Genomic DNA, 23,502 nt, shown 5'->3' with positions numbered 1-23,502 from the left:
GGGCATCTCCCGTAACACCTGGCTGGCCAGGCTCGTTACATTAGAGACGCCCTTGGGCGCGCACGATTAACAGCAACGGCTTACAGCTTTATCAATGCACGTCTTTCCAGTATTCACGCTTGAGCAGGTAAGCGAATACGAAGAAGAACGCCAGGTACAGCAATACATAGGTACCGATGCGCTGATGCTCCAGCTTCACCGGGTTGGCCGAGTAGGCCAGGAAGGTCACAAGGTTCTTGACCTTCTCGTCGAACTGCTCCGGAGTCAGGCTGCCGGTGTTCGGCAATACAGTCAGCTGGTCGCAGGCTTCATGAGTCAAAGCGGTGCCGGTCAGCGGATCGAATTGCTTTTTACCGCCCTCAACGATCTGAACCTGTTTGCAGCCTACCACCTGGCGCCCTTGGAGGCCGACCAGTACGTTAGGCATGCCGACGTTCGGGAAGACCTTGTTGTTCACGCCCCATGGACGCGCAGGATCTTCGTAGAACGAACGCAGGTAACCGTAGAGCCAGTCAGTACCACGCACACGCGCCACCAGGGTCAGGTCTGGCGGCGCGGCGCCGAACCAGATCTTGGCGTCCGCAGGTTGCATGCCAATGGTCATGTGATCGCCCAGTTTGGCACCGGTGAACACCAGTTTCTCGAGCATCATTTCATGAGGAATGCCCAGGTCATCGGCAACACGCTCGTAGCGCTGGAACTTGGCACTGTGGCAACCCATGCAGTAGTTGGCGAACGTACGTGCGCCGTCCTGCATGGCAGCTTTGTCGGAAACGTCGATGTCGACTTTTTCCAGCTCTGGACCACCGTGTTCAGCCGCGAAGGACAGTACAGGCATAGCAGCAAGAATCAGTACAGCAAATAGCTTTTTCATCAGCCAGTCACCCTTTCCGGAACCGGTTTGGTCTTCTCGAGCCTGGTGTAGAAAGGCATCAGAATGAAGTAGGCGAAGTACAGGAAGGTGCAGACCTGCGATAGCAACGTACGCTCCGGTGTCGGGGCCAATACGCCCAGCACGCCCAGGATCACGAACGAGATGCAGAACACCACGAGCCAGATCTTGCTCAGCCAGCCTTTGTAGCGCATCGACTTGACGGGGCTGCGGTCCAGCCAAGGCAGGACAAACAGCACTGCGATGGCCGCACCCATGGCGATAACGCCCATCAGCTTGTCCGGGATCGCCCGCAAAATCGCGTAGAACGGCGTGAAGTACCAGACCGGGGCAATGTGCTCAGGGGTCTTGAAGGCGTTCGCCTGCTCGAAGTTCGGCTTCTCGAGGAAGTAACCACCCATTTCCGGGAAGAAGAACACGATGGAGCAGAAGATGAACAGGAAGACCACCACGCCGACGATATCTTTCACGGTGTAGTACGGGTGGAAGGCGATGCCATCCAGCGGTACGCCGTTCTCGTCCTTGTGCTTCTTGATGTCCACGCCATCCGGGTTGTTCGAGCCAACTTCGTGCAAGGCCAGGATGTGCAACACCACCAGGCCGAGGATCACGATCGGCAGCGCGACCACGTGCAGGGCGAAGAAGCGGTTCAGGGTAATGCCCGAGATCAGGTAGTCACCACGAATCCACTGGGTCAGGTCGTCACCGATGACCGGGATCGCACCGAACAGCGAGATGATCACCTGGGCACCCCAGTAGGACATCTGGCCCCACGGCAGCAGGTAGCCCATGAAGGCCTCGGCCATCAGCGCCAGGTAGATCAGCATGCCGAAGACCCACACCAGCTCACGAGGCTTCTGGTACGAACCGTAGAGCAGGCCACGGAACATGTGCAGGTAGACCACGATGAAGAACGCCGAAGCGCCGGTAGAGTGCAGCAGACGCAGGATCGAGCCGTACTCGACGTCGCGCATGATGTATTCGACGGAAGCAAACGCTTCTTCCGCCGACGGGGTGTAGCTCATGGTCAGCCAGACACCGGTAACGATCTGGTTGACCAGAACGAGCAGTGCCAGGGAGCCAAAGAAGTAGAAAAAGTTGAAGTTCTTCGGAGCGTAATACTTGCTGAGATGGTCTTCCCACATTTTGGTCGCGGGAAAGCGCGCATCAACCCAATCCATGAATTTGCTCATCACGCTTTCTCCGTATCGACGCCGATGACAATGATGTCGTCGGTCTCATAGGAATGCGGGGGAACTGGCAGGTTCAGAGGTGCAGGCTGCGACTTGTAGACGCGACCAGCCAGGTCGTAGTGGGAGCCGTGGCAAGGGCAGAAATAACCACCGACCCAGTCCTTGCCCAGATCGGCAGGAGCCACTTCAGGACGGAACGTTGGCGAGCAACCCAGGTGCGTACAGATCCCGATCAGCAGCAAAACCTCTGGCTTGATCGAACGCGTTTCAGGATTGACGTACTCCGGTTGGACCGAGTTCTTGGAGGAAGGGTCGGACAACTGACCCTCGATCTTCTTCAGATTCCCCAGGATTTCCTCTGTACGGCGGACGATGAACACCGGCTGGCCGCGCCACTCAGCAATCATCTGCTGGCCTGGCTCGATCTTGCTGACATTCACTTTCACCGGTGCACCTGCGGCTTTCGCCTTGGCACTGGGAAACCATGACCCCACGAACGGGACCGCAGCCCCCACCGCTCCTGCAGCACCCACCACGGATGTGGCTGCTACCAGGAAGCGACGCCGGCCTGCATTCACGCCGTCATTGCTCATTCAGTCCTCTCCCATCAGCTTTGTGGCCTGTTAGATCAGGCGTCTACTAAGTAAAAATCTGAACTTATAAAAATTTTGCCGAATGGTAATGAAAAGCCCCAATTCTGACAAGGTAATTACCAAGCGGCCAAACCGCCAAGCCTTGTAGTATAGGGGCTCTACGAATGTGGCAAGTTGTCACAGAGCAATTCTTTTGCCCATAAAAAAACGCCCAGCTCCGTGAGGAACTGGGCGCCTTTTGAAAGCGGAAGCGAAATTAACGCTTCGAGTACTGCGGACGCTTACGCGCTTTACGCAGACCGACTTTCTTACGTTCAACTTCGCGAGCATCGCGAGTTACGAAGCCGGCTTTGCGCAGAGCACCACGCAGAGTCTCGTCGTAATCCATCAGGGCGCGAGTGATGCCGTGGCGGATTGCGCCAGCCTGACCACTTACACCACCACCGATAACAGTGACGTAGATGTCGAATTTTTCGACGGTCTCGGTCAGTTCCAGCGGCTGACGAACTACCATGCGGGCAGTTTCGCGGCCGAAGAAGTTATCCAGGGAGCGGTTGTTGATGGAGATGTTACCAGTGCCCGGACGCAGGAAAACGCGTGCGGTTGCAGTCTTGCGACGGCCAGTGCCGTAATTTTGAGTCGCCGACATAATGAACTATTCCGTTAAAACTTCAGTTCTTGGGGCTGCTGAGCAGTATGAGGGTGAGCAGCGCCCGCATAAACCTTCAGCTTACGATACATGTCGCGACCCAGTGGGTTTTTAGGCAGCATGCCTTTAACCGCGGTCTCGATCACGCGCTCAGGGGCTTTGGCGATCAGCTTTTCAAAGTTGATCGACTTGATGCCGCCAGGAAAACCGGAGTGGGAGTAGTACATTTTGTCAGTGGTTTTAGCGCCAGTAACACGTACTTGCTCAGCGTTGATCACGACGATGTAGTCACCGGTGTCAACGTGAGGGGTGTACTCAGGCTTGTGCTTGCCACGCAGACGGCTCGCGATTTCGGTGGCCAGACGACCCAGGGTCTGACCAGCAGCGTCGACGACAAACCAGTCGCGCTTTACTGTTTCCGGTTTAGCAGTAAAAGTTTTCATTCTTTATAGCCTCAGGGGCCGCCCTGTAAATTAGACGGCGGATCTTACTGAATAGTGCGTACTTTGACAAGTCAAAGGCAGCCGGATACAGACGCTTTCGGGGGCTCGGGTCGGCGCGTCCGTTCAACGGCAAGATTCTTCGGCGGCGGCGCATCACTTCCACTGCAGAAAGAGGTGCGCAATTATGCAGATTGCGAAAAATATTTCAACCTGCTTTTATGATTGTTTTGCCCAAGGAGTTCCCGATGGACTATCGCCCGCTAGGCCGTACCGACCTGAACGTGAGTGCCCTGTGCCTCGGAACCATGACCTGGGGTGAGCAGAACAGCGAGGCCGAGGCCTTCGCCCAGATCGAACGCGCCAAGGCTGCCGGCATCAATTTCATCGACACCGCCGAGATGTACCCGGTGCCACCCAAGGCCGAAACCTACGCCACCACCGAGCGCTACATCGGCAATTACTTCAAGAGTCGCGGCGATCGTGCCGACTGGATCCTGGCGAGCAAGATCGCCGGCCCCGGCAACACCATCGACTACATTCGCGACAAGAACCTCAAGCACAACCGCCGCCACATCGTCGAAGCCGTGGACGCCAGCCTCAAGCGCCTGCAGACCGACTGGATCGATCTCTACCAGCTGCATTGGCCGGAGCGCAGCACCAACTTCTTTGGTCAACTGGGCTACCAGCACAATGCCGACGAAACGTTCACCCCGCTGGAGGAAACCCTCGAAGCCCTGGACGAACAGGTTCGCGCCGGCAAGATCCGCCATATCGGCCTGTCCAACGAAACGCCGTGGGGCACCATGAAGTTCCTTGCCCTGGCCGAGGCCCGTGGCTGGCCGCGGGCGGTGTCGATCCAGAACCCGTACAACCTGCTCAACCGCAGCTTCGAGATCGGCCTGTCGGAAATCGCCATTCGCGAGCAATGCGGCTTGCTGGCTTATTCGCCGCTGGCGTTCGGCTTTCTGTCGGGCAAATACGAAAACGGCGCACGGCCAGCCAAGGGCCGCCTGACGCTGTACAGCCGCTTCATGCGTTACTTCAACCCGCAATCGGAAGCGGCGTGCAGCCGTTATGTGGCCCTGGCCCGCGAACATGGCCTGGACCCGGCGCAGATGGCCCTGGCGTTCGTCACCCGGCAGCCGTTCGTGACCAGCAACATCATTGGCGCCACTACGCTGGAGCAACTGGACAGCAATATCGCCAGCTTCGACCTGAAACTGTCGGATGAAGTGCTGGCGGGGATCGAGGCGATTCACAAGGATCAGCCGAACCCGGCGCCTTGATCCGTAGGCCTCATCGCGAGCAAGCTCGCTCCCACAGGGGTTCGATGTTGATCACAAAATAGCGATCAGACACGACTCCCCTGTGGGAGCGAGCTTGCTCGCGATAGCGGACCCAAGCTCACCACTGCATCAAAGCGACCGCGCAATGATCTCCTTCATGATCTCATTGGTCCCGGCATAGATCCGCTGCACCCGCGCATCCGCCCACGCCCGGGCAATCGGGTATTCCCACATGAAGCCGTAGCCGCCATGCAACTGCACGCACTCGTCGAGCACCTTGCATTGCAGGTCGGTGCCCCAATACTTGGCCATCGCCGCCGTCGGCACGTCCAGCTTGCCTTGCAGGTGCAATTCCAGGCAACGGTCGACGAAGACCCGGCCGATCTGGATTTCGGTGGCCATTTCCGCGAGCTTGAAACGGGTGTTCTGGAAGTCTGCGATGGATTTGCCGAACGCCTTGCGCTCGCGGGTGTAGTCCAGGGTCCATTGCAGCGCCGCTTCGGCCGAAGCCAGGCCGCCGATGGCGACGGTCAGGCGCTCCTGGGGCAGCTCCTGCATCAAGTAGGCGAAGCCCATGCCGGCCTGCCCGAGCAGGTTCTCCTTCGGCACGCGGACATCCTGGAAGAACAGTTCCGACGTGTCCTGGGCCTTCATGCCGACTTTTTCCAGGCGCTTGCCCTTTTCAAAGCCCGGCGTACCCGCCTCCACCAGGAACAGGCTGGTGCCCTTGGCGCCGGCCTTCGGATCGGTCTTGGCGACCACGATCACCAGGTCTGCCAGGAAGCCGTTGGTGATGAAGGTCTTCGAGCCATTGATGACATATTCATCGCCGTCCAGCACCGCCGTGGTCTTCACCCCTTGCAGGTCGGAACCGGCGCCCGGCTCGGTCATGGCGATGGCCGTGACCATTTCGCCAGACACCAGCTTCGGCAGGTACTTGTGTTTCAACGCTTCGCTGCCGTAATGCAGGATGTACGGTGCGACGATGTCGGAATGCAGCGAGAAGCCAATCCCTGTCAGCCCCAGGCGGCCGATCTCCTCGATCACCACCGTGCTGTAGAGAAAATCTGCGTCCAGCCCCCCATAGGCTTCCGGGAGGTGCGAGCACAACATGCCCGCCTCCCCTGCCTTGTTCCAGAGCTGGCGATCGACATGCCCCTGTTTTTCCCACTGGCTGTGGTACGGCACGGCTTCTTTTTCAAGGAAGGTTCGTACGCTGTCGCGAAACAACTCGTGCTCGGGACTGAACAGTGTTCTTGGGATCATGGCGCACCTTTGGTTATTGTTGGGCGTGGTTATCCGACAGAGCCTAAGCCTGCAGGGTACGACAGGACACTGGACACATCCGACAAAAAATAAGACGATCCAGCCGTCTGTTGACCACTTTCCCCTATAAAAATAAAGATGAATTATGTCTATGCACGCCTCCACGCCCTTGCGGCGCGTCAGCATCCTGGCAATCGACCGGGTCTTCGCCTCCACCCTCATGCAAGCCAAGGATTTTTTCCACCTGGCCAGCCTGCGCTATGGCAAACAACTGGGCCACGGCCTGACGCCGGCGTTTGAAACCCGGCTGGTCAGCCCCGATGGCAAACCGGTGAACAGCTTCAGCGATGTGATCATGCCGGTGGACGGCGGCCTGGAAAACACCGATGTCATCATCCTGCCGGCCTTCTGGGACGATTTCGCCACCCTCTGCCAACGTTATCCCCAGGTCCTGCCTTGGCTGCGCGAACAACACGCGCGCGGTGCGGTACTCTGCGGCGAAGCCACCGGGGTGTTCTGGCTGGCGGAGGCCGGGCTGCTCGACGGCAAGGAAGCCACCACCTACTGGCGTTTCTTCAATGCCTTCAAGGAGCGCTTCCCCCAGGTATACCTGAACCAGGACAAGCACCTGACCGACGCCGACAACCTGTTCTGCGCCGGCGGCACGACCTCAGCCTGCGACCTCTACATTTACCTCATCGAACGCTTCTGTGGCGCCAACGTCGCCCAGGCCGTGGCGCGGGACATCCTGTATGAGGTGCAACGCAGCTATTCGCCTGGGCGGATCGGCTTCGGCGGGCAGAAACTGCACCAGGACGTGATCATCCTGCAGATCCAGCAATGGCTCGAAGAGCACTTCGCCGATAAATTCCGCTTCGAGGACGTTGCCCGGGAACATGGCATGAGCATCCGCAACTTCATGCGCCGCTTCCAGACCGCCACTGGCGACAAACCGCTGCATTACCTGCAACGGCTGCGGATCGAAACCGCCAAGGGCCTGCTCTCCGGCAGCCGCAAGAGCATCAAGACCATCAGCTATGAAGTCGGCTACGACGACGCGAGCTTTTTCGCCCGGCTGTTCCGGCAACATACCGACCTGTCGCCGAACCAGTATCGGCAGCAGTTCCAGCAGGCGGCGTAGCCCGAGGGCTTGGCAACGATCCACTGTGGGAGCGAGCTTGCTCGCGATGGCGGTGGTTCAGCAGCACTGATGTTGACTGACACGACGCCATCGCGAGCAGGCTCGCTCCCACAGGCTCAGATGGGGAATATGCACATACCAAAAAGGCCCGCAATCGCAGGCCCTTTTTTGTGCTCCGAATCCCCTACGGCTTATGCGCCCGCGCCAGGAATTCGTGGGACTGCATCTCCAGCAAGCGACTCAAGGTCCGCTGGAATTCGAAGGTCAGGCGACCGCCGGTGTAGAGGTCCTTGAGTTCGACTTCGGCCGAAATGATCAGCTTCACGTTACGGTCGTAGAACTCGTCGACCATGTTGATGAAGCGACGGGCGATGTCGTCGGTGGTGACGCTCATCTGCTCGACGTTGCTCAGCAGCACGGCGTGGAAGATCTTGCCCAGTTCGATGTAGTCGTTCTGGCTGCGAGGGCCGTCGCACAGTTCGCGAAAGTCGAACCAGGCCACGTCATCGCACGTACGCACAGCGCGGATTTCGCGATTTTCGATGACCAATACATCATTTTCCACAGCCTGGGTGCATTCCGGCGTCAGGGCGCGGAAGCTCTTGCGCAGGCTCTCCTGGGCAGCGGCATCCAACGGGAAGTGGAACAGCTCCGCTTGTTCGAGGTGACGCAGGCGGTAGTCGACGCCGCTGTCGACGTTGACGATTTCAGTGTGTTCCTTGATCAGCGCGATGGCCGGCAGGAAACGCGCCCGCTGCAGGCCGTCCTTGTACAGGCCGTCCGGCACGATGTTCGAGGTGGCGACCAGGGTCACGCCGTTCTTGAACAGCTCTTCCATCAAGGTGCCGAGGATCATGGCGTCGGTGATGTCGGAAACGAAGAACTCATCGAAGCAGATCACCCGGGTCTCGTCGGAAAAACGCTTGGCGATGATGGTCAGCGGGTTCTTCTCGCCGCCCAGGGTCTTCATTTCCTCGTGCACGCGCTTCATGAAGCGGTGGAAGTGCGTCCGTGTCTTCTCCTTGAACGGCAACGCTTCGAAGAAGGTGTCCACCAGGTAGGTCTTGCCACGGCCCACGCCGCCCCAGAAATACAGGCCCTTGACCGGTGTCTGGTCTTTTTTGCCGAACAGTTTGCCCAACAGGCCGGGCTTGTTGTTCGCCGCCGCGACCAGGTCGTCGTACAGGCGTTGCAAATGCCGCACCGCCGTTTCCTGGGCTGCGTCGTGGAAGAACTCCGGGCGTTTCAGATCAGCTTGATATCGTTCTAGGGGCGTCATATTCGTTAGCAAGGCAACAAAAACGGGCCGTCACTGTAGCGACGGCCCAGAGGAATGGCAATCGGCCCTTATTCGGGCCGATGGTCGGGTGACGTGCCCGGATCAGTCCTGGGCAGGCGTCAGGGCAACGCGCAACGCATCGATGGCTGCATCCCGGGCGGCGCTGTTGGCGAAGGCCGGGCTGTTCGCCACGCACTCGCCTTCGAGCCAGACGCTGAAACTCAGGTCGTCGCTGCGTAAGTCCAAGGGCTGGCCGGACTGCAATTGCTTGGTCACCTGCCCTGCGGTCTTGCCGTCGGCAAAATTGTTCGACAGCAACAGTTGCTCGCCGTCGGCGGCCAGTAGACGGAAGCGGAAACTGCCGTCGTCTTCGCGGAAGCTGACGAAGCGTGCTGCCTTGGCGGCTTTTTTCTTGGTGCTGGCGGCCACCTGGACCTGGCTGACAAACGAACGCAGGCCAACGGCCTCGCGCAGTTCGTTGAGGAACGGCGTCGCCACGGCCCGGGCTTTTTTCGCGCCCAGTTGCAGGATGTCTTCAAGGTCCGATGGACGCTCGATGAACTGGTGATAACGCTCGCGCGCTTCACCCAGCTCGCTGTCGAGCAGTTGGAACAGGCGGTTCTTGGCTTCGCCCCAACCCAGGCCTTGCAGCAGTTCGCTGTGGAACTCGGCGGACTGTTCGGCAGTGGCGAAGGCCTGGAACAGGGTGAACAGGTGCGAATTGTCCGGATCCTTGGCTTCGCCCGGGGCACGCGAGTCGGTAACGATCCGCGAGATCGCGTCCTTCATGTCCTTGGCGCTGCTGAACAACGGGATGGTGTTGTCATAGCTCTTGGACATCTTGCGGCCATCGAGGCCCGGCAACGTGGCGACGCTTTCCTCGATCAGCGCCTCGGGCATGGTGAAGAACTCCTTGCCCTGGCCGAACAGATGATTGAAGCGCTGACCGATGTCGCGGGCCATTTCCACGTGCTGGATCTGGTCGCGACCGACCGGCACCTTGTGGGCGTTGAACATCAGGATATCGGCGGCCATCAAAACCGGGTAGCTGTACAGCCCCATGGTGATGCCGGCGTCCGGGTCTTCACCGGCCTCGACGTTCTTGTCCACCGACGCCTTGTAGGCGTGGGCACGGTTGAGCAGGCCCTTGGCGGCGACGCAGGTCAGCAGCCAGGTCAGCTCCGGGATCTCGGGAATATCGGACTGGCGATAGAACGTCACGCGGTCCACATCCAGGCCGCCGGCCAGCCACGTGGCGGCGATTTCCAGGCGCGAACGCTGGATACGCAGCGGGTCATCGCACTTGATCAGGGCGTGGTAGTCGGCCAGGAAGTAGAACGAATCGGCGTTGCTGTCGCGGCTGGCGAGGATCGCCGGACGGATGGCGCCGGCATAGTTGCCCAGGTGCGGGGTGCCGGTGGTGGTGATGCCGGTCAGGATACGGGTACGCGTCGTCATGGGTTATCGCTTGTCAGACTGCTGTCAATTCGAGAGGCGCGGCAGGATCAGATCCTTGAGATCGGTCAGCTTGCCATGAAAAAAGTGTCCGCATTCTGCCACTTTCAGCAGCTCATGGGGACGTTGGAGCGTGTCGGACCATTCGTAAACCAGTTGCGGATCGACCACTTCGTCGGTTTCCGGCTGGATCACCGTCAACTCGCCGCTCATCGGCAAGGGCGACTGCTCGTCCAGGCGCATTACCGCCGGGGCCACCATGAACAGGTGCTTGACCGGTTGACCCTGGGCTTCCAGGCGCCCGCCCAGGCTGGCGGCGACAAAGCCGCCAAAGGAAAAACCGAACAGGGTCAGGGGCAATTGCGGGTATTTTTCCCGCAGCCATTGGGCGACCGCCTGGGCGTCATCCACTTCGCCAGTGCCCATGTCGTGACTGCCGGCACTGGCCCCCACGCCACGATAATTGAAACGCAACGTAACCAGGCCAGCATCGCGGGCAGTGCGTTGCAGGGTCGAGACCACTTTGTTGAGCATGGTCCCGCCCTGCACCGGGTTCGGGTGGCAGATCAGCGCCAGGCCACGGGGGGCCTCGTTGTCCAGGTACAAGGCTTCCAGTTGGCCCACCGGGCCATCGATGACTACAGGGGTTTCGCGCATAAGCAAGGGAAAGAACTCCGTGACCTCGAATTGGGTCGACTCGTCTAGCTAAAGTCTGTGCCTGGCATGATTGCGATGTTCTTCGCGGTATACAGCGCAGGTCCGAGCCGTTAACGTAAAGCAAAGCCGTTTATAGAGGAAGGACTCGTGGAACACTCGCTCTTAGTTTGGTTGTTGCCGACTCTTGCCCTGGTTGCCGGTGTCGCCATTGGATTCCTGCTTGCCCGACTGCTGCCCAACGCGGTGCCCAACAGCACGCAACGTCAGCTGGACGACATCCAGGAACGTTTCGACAGTTATCAGAATGAAGTGGTCACTCACTTCAACAGCACCGCTTCTCTGGTGAAAAAACTCACCCAGAGCTACCAGGACGTCCAGGATCATTTGTCCGAGGGTGCCAATCGCCTGGCCCTGGACGAGCAGACTCGCCAGCGCCTGCTGGCCGCCCTGCAAGCCGATGCGGCACAGACTCCACGGGAACGCCTGACCCCACCGAAAGGGATCCAGGAACCGCCGCGGGACTACGCCCCCAAGGCCCCGAATTCACCCGGCATGCTCGATGAGCATTACGGTTTGAAGAAGTAATCGCCAAGCCACAACCAAAAGCCCGCCCGATCACATGATCGGGCGGGCTTTTTTATTGCCTCAGGAAAATCCCCCCTGTGGGAGCGAGCCTGCTCGCGATGAGGCCAGCACATCCAACATTACCGTCTCAGGCAGACCGCTATCGCGAGCAGGCTCGCTCCCACATTTAAAGCGGGCTTAAGCCAACACCTCACCCGCCACCTGATCGATAGCCCCTTTGGTGATGTCGACGATCAGGTCCGCATCCTCGCGAGTCAGGATCAGTGGCGGGGCGAAGCCCAGGATGTCGCCGTGGGGCATGGCACGGGCGATCATGCCGCGTTCCAGGCAGGCGGCCGAGACCTTCGGGCCGACTTTCAGTGCTGGGTCGAATGCCGTGCGCTGTTCACGGTCGGCCATGAACTCCACCGCCGCCAGCATGCCGTCACCACGCACCTCTCCCACCAACGGATGACCTTCAAGGGTTTCACGCAGGCGACGATTCAGGTAGCCACCCACGTCCTCGGCGTTGGCCGTGAGGTTTTCCCGTTCAAGAATGTCGAGGTTCGCCAGTGCCGCCGCCGCGCAAATCGGGTGCCCGGAATAGGTCCAGCCATGGCCCATGGCCCCTTCGGCCTGGGAGGCTTTTTCAATCACGCTCCAGACCTTTTCCCCGATGATCACCGCTGACAGGGGCGCATAGGCACTGGTCAGGCCTTTGGCGGTGGTGATCAGGTCCGGCTTCATGCCGTAGCGCTGGCAGCCCATCTTCGAACCCAGGCGGCCGAACGCGCAGACCACTTCATCGGCAATCAGCAGCACGTCGTATTTTTTCAGCACGGCCTGGATCGCATCCCAATAACCGGCAGGGGGAACGATGATGCCCCCGGTGCCCATCAACGGTTCGCCAATGAACGCCGCCACGGTATCCGGGCCTTCGGCGAGGATCATTTTTTCCAGCTCATCGGCGCAATACCGGACGAAGGCCGCTTCATCCATGCCCGTCGGGGCCTTGCGATACCAGTGTGGGCACACGGTGTGCTTGACCCCTTCGACCGGCAGGTCGAAATGCTGGTGGAAGGTCGCAAGCCCAGTGAGGCTGCCGGTCATGATGCCCGAGCCATGGTAGCCACGGTCCCGTGAAATGATTTTCTTCTTCAGAGGCCGGCCCAGTACGTTGTTGTAGTAGCGCACCAGCTTGACCTGGGTTTCGTTGGCATCGGAGCCGGACAAACCGTAGTAGACCTTCTTCATCCCTTCCGGCGCCCAGTCCATGATGCGACTGGACAGCTCGATGATCGCTTCGCTCGAATGGCCGACGTAGGTGTGGTAGTAGGCCAGTTCCTTGGCCTGTTTATAGATGGCGTCGGCTACCTCGGTGCGGCCGTAACCGATGTTCACGCAGTAGAGGCCGGCAAAGGCATCGATGAACTCACGGCCTTCATGGTCGCGAATGCGAATGCCTGACGCACTCTTGATGATCCGGCCCTTGAGCGCGCCGCTGGCGTGGTCGTGGGCGTGGGTCGAGGGGTGCATGAAATGCGCACGGTCTTGTTCGAACAGCGTGTTGAGTTCTTGGCTCATGCGGGCTCTCCTGGGAACTGGCCTTGATGGTGCAGGCAAAAATATTTGGTTTCGACAAAGGGCTCGAAGCCCTCGCTGCCACCCTCGCGACCGAGGCCCGAGGCTTTCATGCCACCGAAGGGAATCGGGTGGCCGGTGAACTTGACGCCGTTGACCGCGACCATGGCGTGGTCGAGACGGCGGATCAGCGGATAAATGAGGTCCAGGCGATTGGAACAAATATAGGCCGCCAACCCATACTCGGTGTCGTTGGCCATTTCGATGGCTTCGTCCAGGGTGTCGAACGGCATCACCCCGGCAATGGGCGCGAAGTTTTCTTCACGGTAGATGCGCATCTGCGGCGTGACGTCGGCCAGCACCGTGGGTTGATAAAACAACCCGCCCAAGGCATGGGCCTCACCGCCCACCAGGCGTTGAGCGCCAAGGGCCAGGGCATCGGCGATGCGGTCAGCGGTCGCATCGAATGCCGCCTGATGCATCAACGGCCCGACCTCCACGTCCTGCTCCTGTTGATCGACCATTGCCGGCCCGACGCGCAAGGCGCGCACCGCAGCGGCGAAACGACTGAGGAACGCCTGGTACACCGAGCGCTGCACCATGATCCGGTTAGCCGCACAGCAGTCCTGCCCCGAGGTCTGGAATTTCGCCTCCACGGCGACTTTTACCGCCAAGGCCAGGTCGGCATCGGCGCAGACAATGAACGGCGCGTTGCCGCCCAGTTCCAGTGCGACTTTCTTCACGTCATGGGCTGCCGTCTGCAACACCAGCTTGCCCACCCGGGTCGAACCGGTGAAGCTCACTGAGCGTACGCGACGATCCTTGACCAGGGTTTCCATGGCCATTTGCGGCTCGCCCAATACCACGTTGAAGACCCCGGCGGGAAAACCGGCTTCCTCGGCCAATTGCGCCAGCGCCAAGGCCGAGTAAGGCGTTTCGTGGGCCGGCTTGATCACCACGGTGCAACCGGCGGCCAGGGCAGCGGCGGCCTTGCGGGTGATCATCGCCGACGGGAAATTCCACGGTGTGAGCAGCGCGCAGACGCCCACCGGTTCCTTGATCGTACCCAGGTGCGCATTCGGGATATGGCTGGGGATGTTCTGACCGTACAGGCGCCGGGCTTGCTCGGCGAACCACGGGATGAAGCTGGCAGCGTAGGCGATTTCGCCACGGGACTCGGCCAATGGCTTGCCCTGCTCCAGGCTGAGAATGTGGGCGAGGTCTTCGCTGTGTTCGACGATCAATGCCGCCCAGCGCCGCAGCAACGCGCCCCGGGTCTCCAGGCTCTGCTCACGCCACGCCGGGAATGCACGATGCGCCGCGTCCACCGCCGCGACGATCTGCGGCTGATCCAGCATCGGCACATGGCCGATGACTGTGCGGGTGGCAGGGTTGTGGACGGCCACACTGTGACCGCTGTCGCTGTGGACCCAATGGCCGTCGATGTAGCAAAGCGCTTTGAACAGCAGCGGATGTTGGTAAGGCATGACGTTCACTCCAGAGCGTGTGCGTGAATCCATGCTAGGGCAGCGGCGCTGGGGGAATTGGGGGTTTACCGTGGGTCAAACCCTGGTTTTTTTCTGAATCGAGGGCGGTAAACCGGGTTTTCTGCGGTGCTCAGGACGGCTCGGCCAGCTCCGCCGGCAAGGCACCGGCGGTCTTGATGGTCTTGGTGACGATGTAGGTGAAGTAGCGTTCGATGCCAAGGTCTTCGAGCAGCAGTTGGTCGACGAAACGCTGGTAGGCATCGACGTCCGGCGCCTGGATCATCGCTAGGTAATCCACGCCGCCGCCCGTGGCGTAACAGAACGCCACTTCTGGCGCGGCGATCATGCGTTGCTCGAAACGGCGCATGTCCTGGGCGGTGTGCCGGGCCAGGGTGATTTCCACCAGCACCTGCTGACGCTTGAACACCGCGCCCCAATCGATCTGCGCCCGGTAGCCGATGATCAGGCCTGCTGCTTCGAGCTTGCGCACCCGTTCCCAGGCCGGCGTCACCGACAGGTTGATGGCCTCGGCCAGGCTCGACTTGGTAATCCGCCCGTCCTCGGCGAGGATTTGCAGGATCTTGAGATCGTAGCGATCGAGCTTGTGCATGGGCCGGGCTCCGGGTGGTTACATAAAACTTCCAGACATACATCAATTGTGGCGAGGGGATTTATCCCCTCGCCACAGGTTCTGTGTTCCATCTGACCTAAGCCAACACATCCGCAATCACCGCCAAGGTATCGCCACACTGCACCAACCCGGGAAAGTGCCGGGCCGCCAGCAGGCCGCTGCGGGCGGCGCGGTATTCGACCGGGGCGACGCCGCTGCGGGTGGCGTCGTAGATGCGCGCTACCACCTCACCCCGGGTCACGTGTTCCCCCAGGTCGCGGCACATTTCCAGCAGGCCGTCGTGTTCGCTGGCGATGAAACAACTGGCGTCCGGCATGTCGAGCACCAGCGATGGCTGCAACTCGATCGTGCCCCGCAGGATGCCGGCGTGGATCAACAGGTTGCGTACCCCACGCTCGGCAATCGCCACGCTACGGGCGGTCGACGAACCGCCGCCGCCCAACTCGGTGGTGACGAACACCTTGCCTTGGGACTCGGCCGCCGTGTCGTACATCGCCCCGGCGTCCAGCTCCAGCATGCGCATGCAATACGGCGCGTTGAACGCCAGCATCCCGGCCTCGCAGCGCGCTTGCTGCTGTTTGTCCGGCAACACGTGGCAGGCGGCAAACGGCAGGAAATCCAGGGTCCGGCCGCCGGAATGAATGTCCAGGACAATGTCGGCCAAGGGCAGCAGGGTGCGATTGAAATAGTCGGCGATTTTCTCGGTAACGGTGCCGTCCGGCCTGCCGGGAAAACTGCGGTTCAGGTTGCCCTTGTCGATGGGCGAAGTCCGGCGTCCGGCGTGGAAGGCCGGGGTGTTCATGAACGGCACGATGATCACCCTCCCGCTCACCTCTTCAGCCGTCAGTTGCTGCGCCAGTTTGCTCAGGGCCACCGGACCTTCGTATTCATCGCCGTGGTTGCCACCGCTGAGCAGCGCCGTCGGGCCGCTGCCGCGCTGGATGACCGTGATGGGAATCATCACCGCGCCCCAGGCCGAATCGTCCCGCGAATACGGCAGCTTGAGAAAGCCGTGCTGCACGCCCTCGCGGGTGAAGTCGACCGTGGCGCTGATGGGATTATTAGGCAGATCGGGCATGGCTCAATCCTTCACGAACAATTGACGAGGCACGTTGCACAGCGTCTCGACGCCGGTCTCGGTGATCAGGATGCTTTCGGTGATTTCCAGGCCCCAATCGTCCATCCACAGCCCCGGCATGAAGTGGAAGGTCATGCCCGGCTGCAACACGCTGTTGTCGCCGGGGCGCAGGCTCATGGTGCGCTCGCCCCAATCCGGCGGATAACTGATCCCGATGGGGTAGCCGCAACGGCTGTCCTTGTGAATGCCGAATTTCTCCAGCACCTTGAAAAACGCCACGGCGATGTCGCCAGTGGTGTTGCCCGGCTTGGCTGCGTCCAGGCCGGCGGCGATGCCCTCGACCACGGCTTTTTCGCCGTCGAGGAAATGTTGCGGCGGCTTGCCCAGGTATATGGTGCGCGACAACGGGCAGTGGTAACGCTTGTAGCAACCGGCGATTTCAAAGAAGGTGCCGGCGCCCTTTTCGAAGGGTGAATCGTCCCAGGTCAGGTGCGGCGCACTGGCGTCGGCCCCGGTGGGCAACAGCGGCACGATGGCCGGGTAGTCGCCGCCATGGCCGTCGGCACCGAGGATGCCGCTGCTGTAAATCTCGGCCACCAGTTCGTTCTTGCGCATGCCCGGTTCGATGCGTTCCAGGATCCGGCTGTGCATGTTCTCGACGATGCGCGCGGCGATGCGCATGTAGGCGATTTCCTGGGGCGACTTGACCGCTCGCTGCCAGTTCACCAGGCCCACCGCGTCAACCAGTTTTGCCTGGGGCAAATGCTTTTGCAGCGACAGGTACGCGGCGGCGCTGAAGTAATAGTTGTCCATCTCCACGCCGATGGTCAGCGCGCCCCAGCCACGGGCGATGATCACCTCGCGGGACAGGTAGTCCATGGGGTGGCGCTCGCGGGACTGCACGTAGATGTCCGGGTAGCCGACGATGTTGTCGGCCTGCATGAACACCGTGCGCTTGGCACCGTTGGCATCCTGGCCACGACCGAACCACACGGGTTCGCCCTCCAGTGCCAGCAGCACGCACTGGTGCACATAGAACGACCAACCGTCATAGCCGGTGAGCCAGGCCATGTTCGACGGGTCGGTGACCAACAGCAGCTCCAGGCCCTGGGCCTGCATGGCGGCGCGAACCTTCGCCAGGCGTTGGGTGTATTCCTCCCGTTTAAACGGAAGATTGACGACGATCTCAGACATCCATCTGCCCTCTGTTCAAATGACGCACGAATAAAAAATGCTTTAGCGACCGAACGCGAATCCCTTGCCCGCCGCCCGCGCCCGCTCGAACGCCAGGTTGGCGATGGCGGTGTCCTGGGCACCGGTGCCGGTGAGGTCGCACAGGGTGACTTGCGCCTCGCGGGTGCGACCGACCCGTTGCCCCGACAACACCTGGCCCAGTTCCAGCAAGGCCAACTCATCGCGAACGGTGCCGGCCAGCAAGGCGTGGTGCAGCTCGCCAAGCACGCGGGTCTGGCTCAGACGATCGGCGACATAGCAGTCGACGGCCGCCAGGGCTTGCGGGGAAATTTCGTTCTTGTGTTCGGCGTCCGAGCCCATCGCCGTGATGTGCAGGCCAGGATGCAAATGGCGGGCTTGGATCAACGGCTCGCGACTGGGTGTGCAGGTGATGGCGATGTCCACGCCTTCCAGGGCATCGTCAATGGAGGCGCATGGCGAGACGGCAAGCCCGGTGTCACGCGCCAGCTCCTGACTGAACGCCTTGGCCTTTTGCGCATCGCGCGCCCAGACCCGCACATCGTCGATGGGCCGCACCAGGCGCAACGCCTGAAGCTGCAACGCCGCCTGCTCACCGGCTCCGATCAGCGCGACGCTGCGGCTCTCCTCGCGAGACAGGCAACGCGCCGCCACCGCACCCGCCGCAGCGGTGCGCACAGCGGTGAGGTACCCGTTGTCCAGCAGCAGGGCCTCCAGCAGGCCGGTGCGTGCCGAGAGCAGCATCATCATGCCGTTGAGGCTGGGCAGGCCGAGCTTGGGGTTATCGAAGAAGCCCGGGCTGACCTTGATGGCGAAGCGATCCAGGCCCGGCAGGTAAGCGGTCTTCACATCCACTTCACCGTTGTGCTCGGGAATGTCCAAGCGCAGGATCGGCGGCATCGCCACGGCGGCGGTGGCCAGCAGCACGAAAGCCTGTTCGATGGCGTCGATGCTGGCCAGATCGAGGGCCACGCAACTGCGCAGGTCGGCTTCGCTCAATAGGGTGACTTCACTCATGACAGGCTCCGTTAGGGGTTATCAGGCGTTGGCGCCAGCGATCACGCGGGCATGGTGTTCGGTGTCGACGTTGCGCCCGCTGACCACCAGGACAATGGGGCCGCGCGGCTCGATCAGGCCGTCGAGCAGCGCCGCGATGCCCACCACGGCAGCGCCTTCGAGCACCAGGCGTTCGTGGTGATAGGCGTGGCGGATGGCATTGGCGATAGAGGCTTCCGAGAGCAGATGTACGTCATCGCTCAGTTGCCGGGTCATGGCGAAGGTGTAGCGGTTGTCCAGGCCGATGCCGCCACCAAGGGAGTCGGCCAGCGTCGGCAGTTCCTCGATGTCCACGGGCTGCCCGGCGGCGAGGCTGGCGTGCATCGCGGCACCTCGGGCCATGCTGATGCCGTGGACTTGAATCGCTGGGTTGGCACTTTTGAGGGCCAGGGCAACTCCGGCGAACAGGCCGCCACCGGACAACGGCACCAGGACCTGGGCCACCTCCGGTTGCTGCTCGAGGATCTCCAGGCCGAGGGTGCCCTGCCCGGCGATGATCGCAGGGTGATCGAAGGGCGGCAAAAAGGTCGCGCCCTGCTCCCGGGCGATGCGCTCGGCCTCGCGCTGGGCATCGTCCTGGGACTGGCCGACGATGCACACCTCGGCGCCCAGGTCGCGGATCGCCTGCACCTTGTTGGCCGGCACCAGGTTCGACAGGCAGACCATCGCCTTGACGCCCTGCTGTGACGCGGCATGGGCCAGCGCTCGACCATGATTACCCGTCGACGCGGTGACCACGCCTCGGGCCTTTTGCTCGGAACTAAGTTGCGCGACGGCATTGCTCGCCCCGCGCAGCTTGAAGCTGCCGGTGATTTGCAGCGCCTCAAGCTTGAGGTACACCTCAACACCCATCAACCGCGACAAACTCGGGGAATGCTCCATGGGCGTACGCCTGACCTGCGACTCGATGCGCTGGCGAGCGAGGTAAATGTCCTGAAGCTGCAACCCTGTCATGACTGCGTCCCGAGCGGATGTGTTGGGCGCAGTCTAAGAGGGCTGGATTGTGGTGATGAATGTACTAGGGCAATTTAGATCGATTACTTGAACCCCCATCCCAAGCCCCTCACAAATCCCCTGTGGGAACTGCAGTGTGGGGCATCAGAAATCATGAATCTGCGGGTACTGGTTGAAGATCTGCCGCATGCCGATCAGCGCATGGCGCATTTCTTCGTCACTGCATTCGGCACCGACGCAGACCCGCACCGCGCGGGGCCTGGGGGTGCCGCGGACGGTGAACGGATCGGGCGAGGTCACGGCGATGTGCTTGTGCCGCAGCGCCCGCACCAGGCTGTCCACTTCCCAATGGGACGGGATACCGACCCAGGCACTCAAGGCATGCGGGTGCTGGCCCAGTAGATGTTCGCCCATGTACTCGGTGACCATCGCCTGGCGCCCGGCCAGCAGTTGACGTTGCAATTGCACCAGCGACTCGGCGCGTCCATCGCGAATCCAGCGGGTGGCGATCTCCGAGACCATGGGCGTGGCCATCCAACTGTTGACCCGCAGGATGCTCTCGGTGCGCAGGGCCAGGCGCTTGGGCACCACCAGATAACCGGTGCGCAGGCCCGTGAGCACCGACTTGGTCATGCTCGTGCAGTAGAAAGACAGCTCCGGCAGGTAATGGCTGATGGGCGGCGCCCGGCGGTCGTCCAGCAGCGGGCCGTACACATCGTCTTCAATAATGTGCACACCGAAGCGCCGGGCAATCTCGGCGATTTCCCGGCGGCGGGCGTCGGGCATCAGGCTGGTGGTGGGGTTGTTCAGGTTCGGCGTGCACACCAGCGCCGTGATGCGCTCGTTGCTGCACATGTCTTCGAAATGTTCGGGGTCGATGCCATAGCGGTCCATCTCCAGGCCCTTGAGGGTGAAGCCCAGCACCTGGGAATTGCCGATCACGCCGTGGTCGGTCAAGCCTTCGCAGAGCACCACGTCATCAGGGCCCGCCAGCGAAGCGAGAGCCAGGAAAATCCCGTGGGCCGCGCCGTTGGTGATCAGCACATCGTTACGGTCGACTTTCAGCCCTTGCCGGCCGATCCACTGCGCCGCCGCTTCGCGATGGGATTCAAAACCGGCGATGGGGCGAAACGCATGAATCCACGGCTGATCCTCTTCAGTGCTCAGCGCCGCGCAGGTATCACGCCAGGCCTGGTCATGCTCGCGGGTGTGGAGGATGCGGGTGATGGAAAAATCCACCAGCGCTCGCTCGGGACTGTCGAGAATGTACGTCGCCACCCGGTCGCTCATGCGCCGCGAGACGAAACTGCCACGCCCGACCTCACAGCGCACCAGTCCCTGGCGCTCCAACTCCTTATAGGCGTTGGTGACGGTCTGCACGCTGATACCCATGGCGTCAGCTACCTGCCGTTGCGGCGGCAGGCGCTGGTCATTGGCCAGGGTGCCCTGTTCGATATCGTCGGCAATGGCCTGCACCAGAATCTTGTATTTGGATTCACCGCTGCGGGCGAGGTCCAAGGCTGACTTCCACTTATCCATGACAGCTGCAACCGGCGTGTGTAGGGGTGCGCACAGCATTGCGCGACCATCGCGGCAAAGCAATTGTCCTAGTGCAATACAATCGATGCCGGGGCTTTTGTATGCTCGGTCCAAGGTCGTCACCCAGGCGGGCTCATCGCCCTGACAAAAAGCCGGATCGACCTGTACCGGCGCCGTTCCCGATTCCAGGCCACGCCAGGATCCGCCGCTGTACGCTTTGCTCTTGTAACACTGCCTCCTACCACAGAGCCGTCAAACGACGGATCCACAAGAAACAGGAGATTTTATTGATGAGCAATTTTCTTCCCAGCACCGGTGCGCCCTTGCGTCGGCTCTTGTTGACCTGTGCCGTACTGGGCCTGGCCGGCAGCGTTCAAGCGGCCACCCTGGATACGATCAAAAGCAACAGCAGCATCCGGATCGGCTATGCCAACGAAACCCCGTTTGCCTTCACCGAAACCGACGGCAACGTTACCGGTGAGTCGCCGGAGATCGCCAAGATCATCTTCGCCAAGATGGGCATCAAGCAGGTCAATGGCGTGCTCACCGAATGGGGCTCATTGATTCCAGGCCTGCGGGCCGGCCGTTTCGATGTCATCGCCGCCGGCATGTACATCACCCCGGCGCGCTGCAAGCAAGTGTTGTTCACCGATCCGCAGTACCAGTTGCCCGATGCCTTGCTCGTGGCCAAGGGCAATCCGAAAAAACTCCACAGCTATGAAGACATCGCCAAGCAACCGGATGTGAAACTGGCAATCATGGCCGGCACGGTGAACCTGGCTTATGCCCGCGACTCCGGGGTCAAGGACGACCAGATCCTCCAGGTGCCCGACACCACCGCACAATTACAAGCCGTGCGCGCCGGACGCGCGGACGCTGCCGTCGGCACCCAACTGACCATGAAAGGCCTGGCCAGCAAGGGTGGCGACAAGGTGGAAGCGATGACCGAATTCAAGGACGACCCGTCCCACATCGGCTACGGCGCCCTGGCCTTCCGCCCCGAAGACAAAGACTTGCGCGATGCGGTCAATGCCGAGCTGAAAAAGTGGCTGGGCTCCGAAGAGCATCTCAAGACGGTCGCGCCATTCGGGTTCGACAAATCCAACGTGACCAGCAAGACCGCGGCCGAGCTCTGCGCTCAGTAGTCGCCAAAAACTGGCGTGCCGAAACGGGCATGACGCACGGTGCGTGATGCCTGTTCCCTGCTTCACCGGACATTGGGTTGAACCATGGGCGAATTACTTCCGTTATTGATACAGGGGGCCTGGGTCACGCTCCAGGTGACCTTCTTCGGCTCGCTGCTGGCCATCGTCGCGGCGGTGCTGGCAGCCCTCGGGCGACTCTCGCCGTGGCGAGCGTTGCGCTGGTTTTCCATCACCTACATCGAAGTGTTCCGTGGCACCTCGCTGCTGGTGCAATTGTTCTGGCTGTTCTTCGTGCTGCCGCTGCCACCCTTCAACGTTGAGCTGAGCCCTTACGCCGTGGCGATTGTCGGCCTGGGCCTGCACATCGGCGCCTACGGTGCGGAAGTGATGCGCGGCGCCATCAGTTCGGTTGCCAAGGGCCAATACGAAGCCTGCACGGCGTTGAACTTCAGCGGTTTTACGCGCTTCAAGCGGATCATCCTGCCGCAGGCGTTGCTGGCGGCGATTCCACCGGGCACCAACCTGTTGATCGAGCTGCTGAAGAACACCTCGCTGGTGTCGCTGATCACCTTGTCGGACCTGAGTTTCCGGGCGCGGCAGTTGGATCAGGCGACCTTCCAGACCCTGGAGATCTTCAGCCTGGCCCTGGTGATGTATTTCATCCTCGCCCAGGCCATCAACTTCGGCATGCGCCACATCGAACGACGACTGAGCCGGGGCCGGATGCGTGGAGGTCTGTCATGACGCTGTTCGACTGGTCCTATGCCGCACAAATCCTGCCGGACCTGCTGCGCGCCTCCCTCAACACCGTGGGCATTACCCTGATCGGTTTCCTGATCGCGATTGTCCTGGGATTGTTCCTGGCGATTGGCCGGCGCAGTCGCAAATTCTGGCTATCGTGGCCGGCCACCGCGGTGATCGAGTTCATCCGCAGCACACCGCTGCTGATCCAGGTGTATTTCCTCTACTACGTGCTGCCCAACTACGGCTTGAGCCTGACGGCCATGCAGGTTGGCATCCTCGGCATCGGCTTGCACTACGCCTGCTACATCGCCGAGGTCTATCGCAGTGGTCTGGATGCGGTGCCGCGGGCGCAGTGGGAAGCGGTGACGGCACTGAACATCGCGCCGTACGACGCCTACCGCAACATCATCCTGCCCCAGGCGCTGCGTCCGATCGTGCCGCCGCTGGGCAATTACCTGGTGGCAATGCTCAAGGACACGCCGGTGCTGTCGGCGATCACCGTGGTGGAAATCATGCAGCAGGCCAAGAACATCGGTTCCGAGAATTTCCGCTACCTGGAACCGATCACCATGGTCGGCCTGTTCTTCCTCGCCCTGAGCCTTGCCCTGGCTTATCTGGTACGGCGCCTTGAAACGCGCATGGAGCTACGCTAATGAC

General features: G+C 61.1%; 23 protein-coding genes. 6 read left to right on the top strand and 17 right to left on the bottom strand.

All coding sequences use genetic code 11. The annotated features are described in order from the left end of the window. Nucleotides 1-91: 91 nt before the first annotated feature. The 5 genes from AB4O09_RS06570 to rplM all read right to left on the bottom strand — a co-directional run bounded on the left by AB4O09_RS06570 (nucleotide 92) and on the right by rplM (nucleotide 3,770). The gene (locus AB4O09_RS06570; protein ID WP_003205361.1) at nucleotides 92-874 is read right to left on the bottom strand and encodes a cytochrome c1; all 783 of its coding nucleotides are present in this window, start codon (nucleotides 872-874) and stop codon (nucleotides 92-94) included. Next, nucleotides 874-2,085, bottom strand: coding sequence for a cytochrome b (locus AB4O09_RS06565; protein WP_003205362.1), 1,212 nt, complete (start codon nucleotides 2,083-2,085; stop codon nucleotides 874-876). Before AB4O09_RS06565 ends, AB4O09_RS06570 begins: the two co-directional genes overlap by 1 nt. Further along, entirely contained in the window at nucleotides 2,085-2,678 is a 594-nt protein-coding gene (gene petA, locus AB4O09_RS06560) for a ubiquinol-cytochrome c reductase iron-sulfur subunit (RefSeq protein WP_003205363.1), read from the bottom strand. Before petA ends, AB4O09_RS06565 begins: the two co-directional genes overlap by 1 nt. Nucleotides 2,679-2,934: 256 nt before the next feature. After that, nucleotides 2,935-3,327 carry a 30S ribosomal protein S9 gene (gene rpsI / locus AB4O09_RS06555; protein ID WP_003205364.1) on the bottom strand — a complete coding sequence of 131 codons (393 nt, stop codon included), beginning with the start codon at nucleotides 3,325-3,327 and terminating at the stop codon, nucleotides 2,935-2,937. Between the two features lie 14 nt (nucleotides 3,328-3,341). Next, a complete protein-coding gene (gene rplM, locus AB4O09_RS06550) occupies nucleotides 3,342-3,770 on the bottom strand; it encodes a 50S ribosomal protein L13 (RefSeq protein WP_003205365.1) in 429 nt (142 codons plus the stop codon). A 245-nt stretch (nucleotides 3,771-4,015) separates the two neighbouring features. Between rplM and AB4O09_RS06545 the strand changes: the two genes are divergently transcribed. Next, a complete protein-coding gene (locus tag AB4O09_RS06545) occupies nucleotides 4,016-5,056 on the top strand; it encodes an NADP(H)-dependent aldo-keto reductase (protein ID WP_003205366.1) in 1,041 nt (346 codons plus the stop codon). Nucleotides 5,057-5,185: 129 nt separating this feature from the next. Here the strand turns inward: AB4O09_RS06545 and AB4O09_RS06540 are convergent, their stop codons facing one another. Continuing rightward, nucleotides 5,186-6,322, bottom strand: a complete 1,137-nt coding sequence (locus AB4O09_RS06540) for an acyl-CoA dehydrogenase family protein (protein ID WP_003205367.1) — start codon at nucleotides 6,320-6,322, stop codon at nucleotides 5,186-5,188. Nucleotides 6,323-6,566: 244 nt separating this feature from the next. On the opposite strand from AB4O09_RS06540, the gene AB4O09_RS06535 reads away from it, so the two are divergent. Beyond that, nucleotides 6,567-7,463 (top strand): GlxA family transcriptional regulator, encoded by an 897-nt coding sequence (locus AB4O09_RS06535; protein ID WP_172681420.1) that lies wholly within the window; start codon nucleotides 6,567-6,569, stop codon nucleotides 7,461-7,463. A gap of 184 nt (nucleotides 7,464-7,647) precedes the next feature. Here AB4O09_RS06535 and zapE read toward each other — a convergent pair whose 3' ends face one another. From zapE to AB4O09_RS06520, 3 genes are all read right to left on the bottom strand, one after another. Then, on the bottom strand, nucleotides 7,648-8,742 hold the full coding sequence (gene zapE / locus AB4O09_RS06530; RefSeq protein WP_003205369.1) for a cell division protein ZapE: 1,095 nt from the start codon (nucleotides 8,740-8,742) through the stop codon (nucleotides 7,648-7,650). A gap of 102 nt (nucleotides 8,743-8,844) precedes the next feature. Beyond that, nucleotides 8,845-10,200: a tryptophan--tRNA ligase gene (locus AB4O09_RS06525; RefSeq protein WP_028236657.1), complete on the bottom strand. Its 1,356-nt coding sequence runs from the start codon at nucleotides 10,198-10,200 to the stop codon at nucleotides 8,845-8,847. A gap of 24 nt (nucleotides 10,201-10,224) precedes the next feature. Beyond that, on the bottom strand, nucleotides 10,225-10,854 hold the full coding sequence (locus tag AB4O09_RS06520) for an alpha/beta hydrolase (RefSeq protein WP_003205371.1): 630 nt from the start codon (nucleotides 10,852-10,854) through the stop codon (nucleotides 10,225-10,227). A gap of 147 nt (nucleotides 10,855-11,001) precedes the next feature. Here AB4O09_RS06520 and AB4O09_RS06515 point away from each other — a divergent pair, with 147 nt between their 5' ends. Further along, a complete protein-coding gene (locus tag AB4O09_RS06515; RefSeq protein ID WP_003205372.1) occupies nucleotides 11,002-11,439 on the top strand; it encodes a Z-ring associated ZapG family protein in 438 nt (145 codons plus the stop codon). 177 nt (nucleotides 11,440-11,616) lie between these two features. On the opposite strand, the gene AB4O09_RS06510 is transcribed toward AB4O09_RS06515, so the two are convergent. The 8 genes from AB4O09_RS06510 to ehuR all read right to left on the bottom strand — a co-directional run bounded on the left by AB4O09_RS06510 (nucleotide 11,617) and on the right by ehuR (nucleotide 20,956). Beyond that, nucleotides 11,617-13,002 carry an aspartate aminotransferase family protein gene (locus AB4O09_RS06510; RefSeq protein ID WP_053163282.1) on the bottom strand — a complete coding sequence of 462 codons (1,386 nt, stop codon included), beginning with the start codon at nucleotides 13,000-13,002 and terminating at the stop codon, nucleotides 11,617-11,619. Then, nucleotides 12,999-14,486 (bottom strand): NAD-dependent succinate-semialdehyde dehydrogenase, encoded by a 1,488-nt coding sequence (locus AB4O09_RS06505; RefSeq protein WP_028236655.1) that lies wholly within the window; start codon nucleotides 14,484-14,486, stop codon nucleotides 12,999-13,001. Before AB4O09_RS06505 ends, AB4O09_RS06510 begins: the two co-directional genes overlap by 4 nt. 130 nt (nucleotides 14,487-14,616) lie before the next feature. Next, nucleotides 14,617-15,096 carry an Lrp/AsnC family transcriptional regulator gene (locus AB4O09_RS06500; RefSeq protein WP_003205375.1) on the bottom strand — a complete coding sequence of 160 codons (480 nt, stop codon included), beginning with the start codon at nucleotides 15,094-15,096 and terminating at the stop codon, nucleotides 14,617-14,619. 97 nt (nucleotides 15,097-15,193) lie between these two features. After that, on the bottom strand, nucleotides 15,194-16,195 hold the full coding sequence (gene doeB / locus AB4O09_RS06495) for a N(2)-acetyl-L-2,4-diaminobutanoate deacetylase DoeB (protein WP_003205376.1): 1,002 nt from the start codon (nucleotides 16,193-16,195) through the stop codon (nucleotides 15,194-15,196). A gap of 3 nt (nucleotides 16,196-16,198) precedes the next feature. Beyond that, the gene (doeA, locus tag AB4O09_RS06490) at nucleotides 16,199-17,389 is read right to left on the bottom strand and encodes an ectoine hydrolase DoeA (RefSeq protein ID WP_053163286.1); all 1,191 of its coding nucleotides are present in this window, start codon (nucleotides 17,387-17,389) and stop codon (nucleotides 16,199-16,201) included. A 42-nt stretch (nucleotides 17,390-17,431) separates the two neighbouring features. After that, the gene (locus AB4O09_RS06485; RefSeq protein ID WP_043042277.1) at nucleotides 17,432-18,424 is read right to left on the bottom strand and encodes a cyclodeaminase; all 993 of its coding nucleotides are present in this window, start codon (nucleotides 18,422-18,424) and stop codon (nucleotides 17,432-17,434) included. Between the two features lie 21 nt (nucleotides 18,425-18,445). Further along, nucleotides 18,446-19,417: a hydroxyectoine utilization dehydratase EutB gene (gene eutB, locus AB4O09_RS06480; protein WP_003205379.1), complete on the bottom strand. Its 972-nt coding sequence runs from the start codon at nucleotides 19,415-19,417 to the stop codon at nucleotides 18,446-18,448. 144 nt (nucleotides 19,418-19,561) lie between these two features. Next, nucleotides 19,562-20,956: a MocR-like ectoine utilization transcription factor EhuR gene (gene ehuR / locus AB4O09_RS06475; protein ID WP_027911431.1), complete on the bottom strand. Its 1,395-nt coding sequence runs from the start codon at nucleotides 20,954-20,956 to the stop codon at nucleotides 19,562-19,564. Between the two features lie 290 nt (nucleotides 20,957-21,246). Here ehuR and ehuB point away from each other — a divergent pair, with 290 nt between their 5' ends. From ehuB to ehuD, 3 genes are all read left to right on the top strand, one after another. After that, nucleotides 21,247-22,101, top strand: a complete 855-nt coding sequence (gene ehuB / locus AB4O09_RS06470; protein ID WP_003205381.1) for an ectoine/hydroxyectoine ABC transporter substrate-binding protein EhuB — start codon at nucleotides 21,247-21,249, stop codon at nucleotides 22,099-22,101. Nucleotides 22,102-22,185: 84 nt separating this feature from the next. Further along, nucleotides 22,186-22,845, top strand: coding sequence for an ectoine/hydroxyectoine ABC transporter permease subunit EhuC (gene ehuC / locus AB4O09_RS06465; protein WP_003205382.1), 660 nt, complete (start codon nucleotides 22,186-22,188; stop codon nucleotides 22,843-22,845). After that, the gene (gene ehuD / locus AB4O09_RS06460; RefSeq protein ID WP_003205383.1) at nucleotides 22,842-23,498 is read left to right on the top strand and encodes an ectoine/hydroxyectoine ABC transporter permease subunit EhuD; all 657 of its coding nucleotides are present in this window, start codon (nucleotides 22,842-22,844) and stop codon (nucleotides 23,496-23,498) included. Before ehuC ends, ehuD begins: the two co-directional genes overlap by 4 nt. The last annotated feature ends 4 nt before the right edge of the window (nucleotides 23,499-23,502 follow it).

Source organism: Pseudomonas sp. H1_F01 (assembly GCF_054681425.1).
This window is presented reverse-complemented; position numbering and strand designations above follow the sequence as displayed.

What these genes read in the sequence shown, in the direction of transcription:
- AB4O09_RS06570 (WP_003205361.1), bottom strand. Translation starts at nt 874, where the DNA reads ATGAAAAAGCTATTTGCTGTACTGATTCTTGCTGCTATGCCTGTACTG.
- AB4O09_RS06565 (WP_003205362.1), bottom strand. Translation starts at nt 2,085, where the DNA reads ATGAGCAAATTCATGGATTGGGTTGATGCGCGCTTTCCCGCGACCAAA.
- petA (WP_003205363.1), bottom strand. Translation starts at nt 2,678, where the DNA reads ATGAGCAATGACGGCGTGAATGCAGGCCGGCGTCGCTTCCTGGTAGCA.
- rpsI (WP_003205364.1), bottom strand. Translation starts at nt 3,327, where the DNA reads ATGTCGGCGACTCAAAATTACGGCACTGGCCGTCGCAAGACTGCAACC.
- rplM (WP_003205365.1), bottom strand. Translation starts at nt 3,770, where the DNA reads ATGAAAACTTTTACTGCTAAACCGGAAACAGTAAAGCGCGACTGGTTT.
- AB4O09_RS06545 (WP_003205366.1), top strand. Translation starts at nt 4,016, where the DNA reads ATGGACTATCGCCCGCTAGGCCGTACCGACCTGAACGTGAGTGCCCTG.
- AB4O09_RS06540 (WP_003205367.1), bottom strand. Translation starts at nt 6,322, where the DNA reads ATGATCCCAAGAACACTGTTCAGTCCCGAGCACGAGTTGTTTCGCGAC.
- zapE (WP_003205369.1), bottom strand. Translation starts at nt 8,742, where the DNA reads ATGACGCCCCTAGAACGATATCAAGCTGATCTGAAACGCCCGGAGTTC.
- AB4O09_RS06525 (WP_028236657.1), bottom strand. Translation starts at nt 10,200, where the DNA reads ATGACGACGCGTACCCGTATCCTGACCGGCATCACCACCACCGGCACC.
- AB4O09_RS06520 (WP_003205371.1), bottom strand. Translation starts at nt 10,854, where the DNA reads ATGCGCGAAACCCCTGTAGTCATCGATGGCCCGGTGGGCCAACTGGAA.
- AB4O09_RS06510 (WP_053163282.1), bottom strand. Translation starts at nt 13,002, where the DNA reads ATGAGCCAAGAACTCAACACGCTGTTCGAACAAGACCGTGCGCATTTC.
- AB4O09_RS06505 (WP_028236655.1), bottom strand. Translation starts at nt 14,486, where the DNA reads ATGCCTTACCAACATCCGCTGCTGTTCAAAGCGCTTTGCTACATCGAC.
- AB4O09_RS06500 (WP_003205375.1), bottom strand. Translation starts at nt 15,096, where the DNA reads ATGCACAAGCTCGATCGCTACGATCTCAAGATCCTGCAAATCCTCGCC.
- doeB (WP_003205376.1), bottom strand. Translation starts at nt 16,195, where the DNA reads ATGCCCGATCTGCCTAATAATCCCATCAGCGCCACGGTCGACTTCACC.
- doeA (WP_053163286.1), bottom strand. Translation starts at nt 17,389, where the DNA reads ATGTCTGAGATCGTCGTCAATCTTCCGTTTAAACGGGAGGAATACACC.
- AB4O09_RS06485 (WP_043042277.1), bottom strand. Translation starts at nt 18,424, where the DNA reads ATGAGTGAAGTCACCCTATTGAGCGAAGCCGACCTGCGCAGTTGCGTG.
- eutB (WP_003205379.1), bottom strand. Translation starts at nt 19,417, where the DNA reads ATGACAGGGTTGCAGCTTCAGGACATTTACCTCGCTCGCCAGCGCATC.
- ehuR (WP_027911431.1), bottom strand. Translation starts at nt 20,956, where the DNA reads ATGGATAAGTGGAAGTCAGCCTTGGACCTCGCCCGCAGCGGTGAATCC.
- ehuB (WP_003205381.1), top strand. Translation starts at nt 21,247, where the DNA reads ATGAGCAATTTTCTTCCCAGCACCGGTGCGCCCTTGCGTCGGCTCTTG.
- ehuC (WP_003205382.1), top strand. Translation starts at nt 22,186, where the DNA reads ATGGGCGAATTACTTCCGTTATTGATACAGGGGGCCTGGGTCACGCTC.
- ehuD (WP_003205383.1), top strand. Translation starts at nt 22,842, where the DNA reads ATGACGCTGTTCGACTGGTCCTATGCCGCACAAATCCTGCCGGACCTG.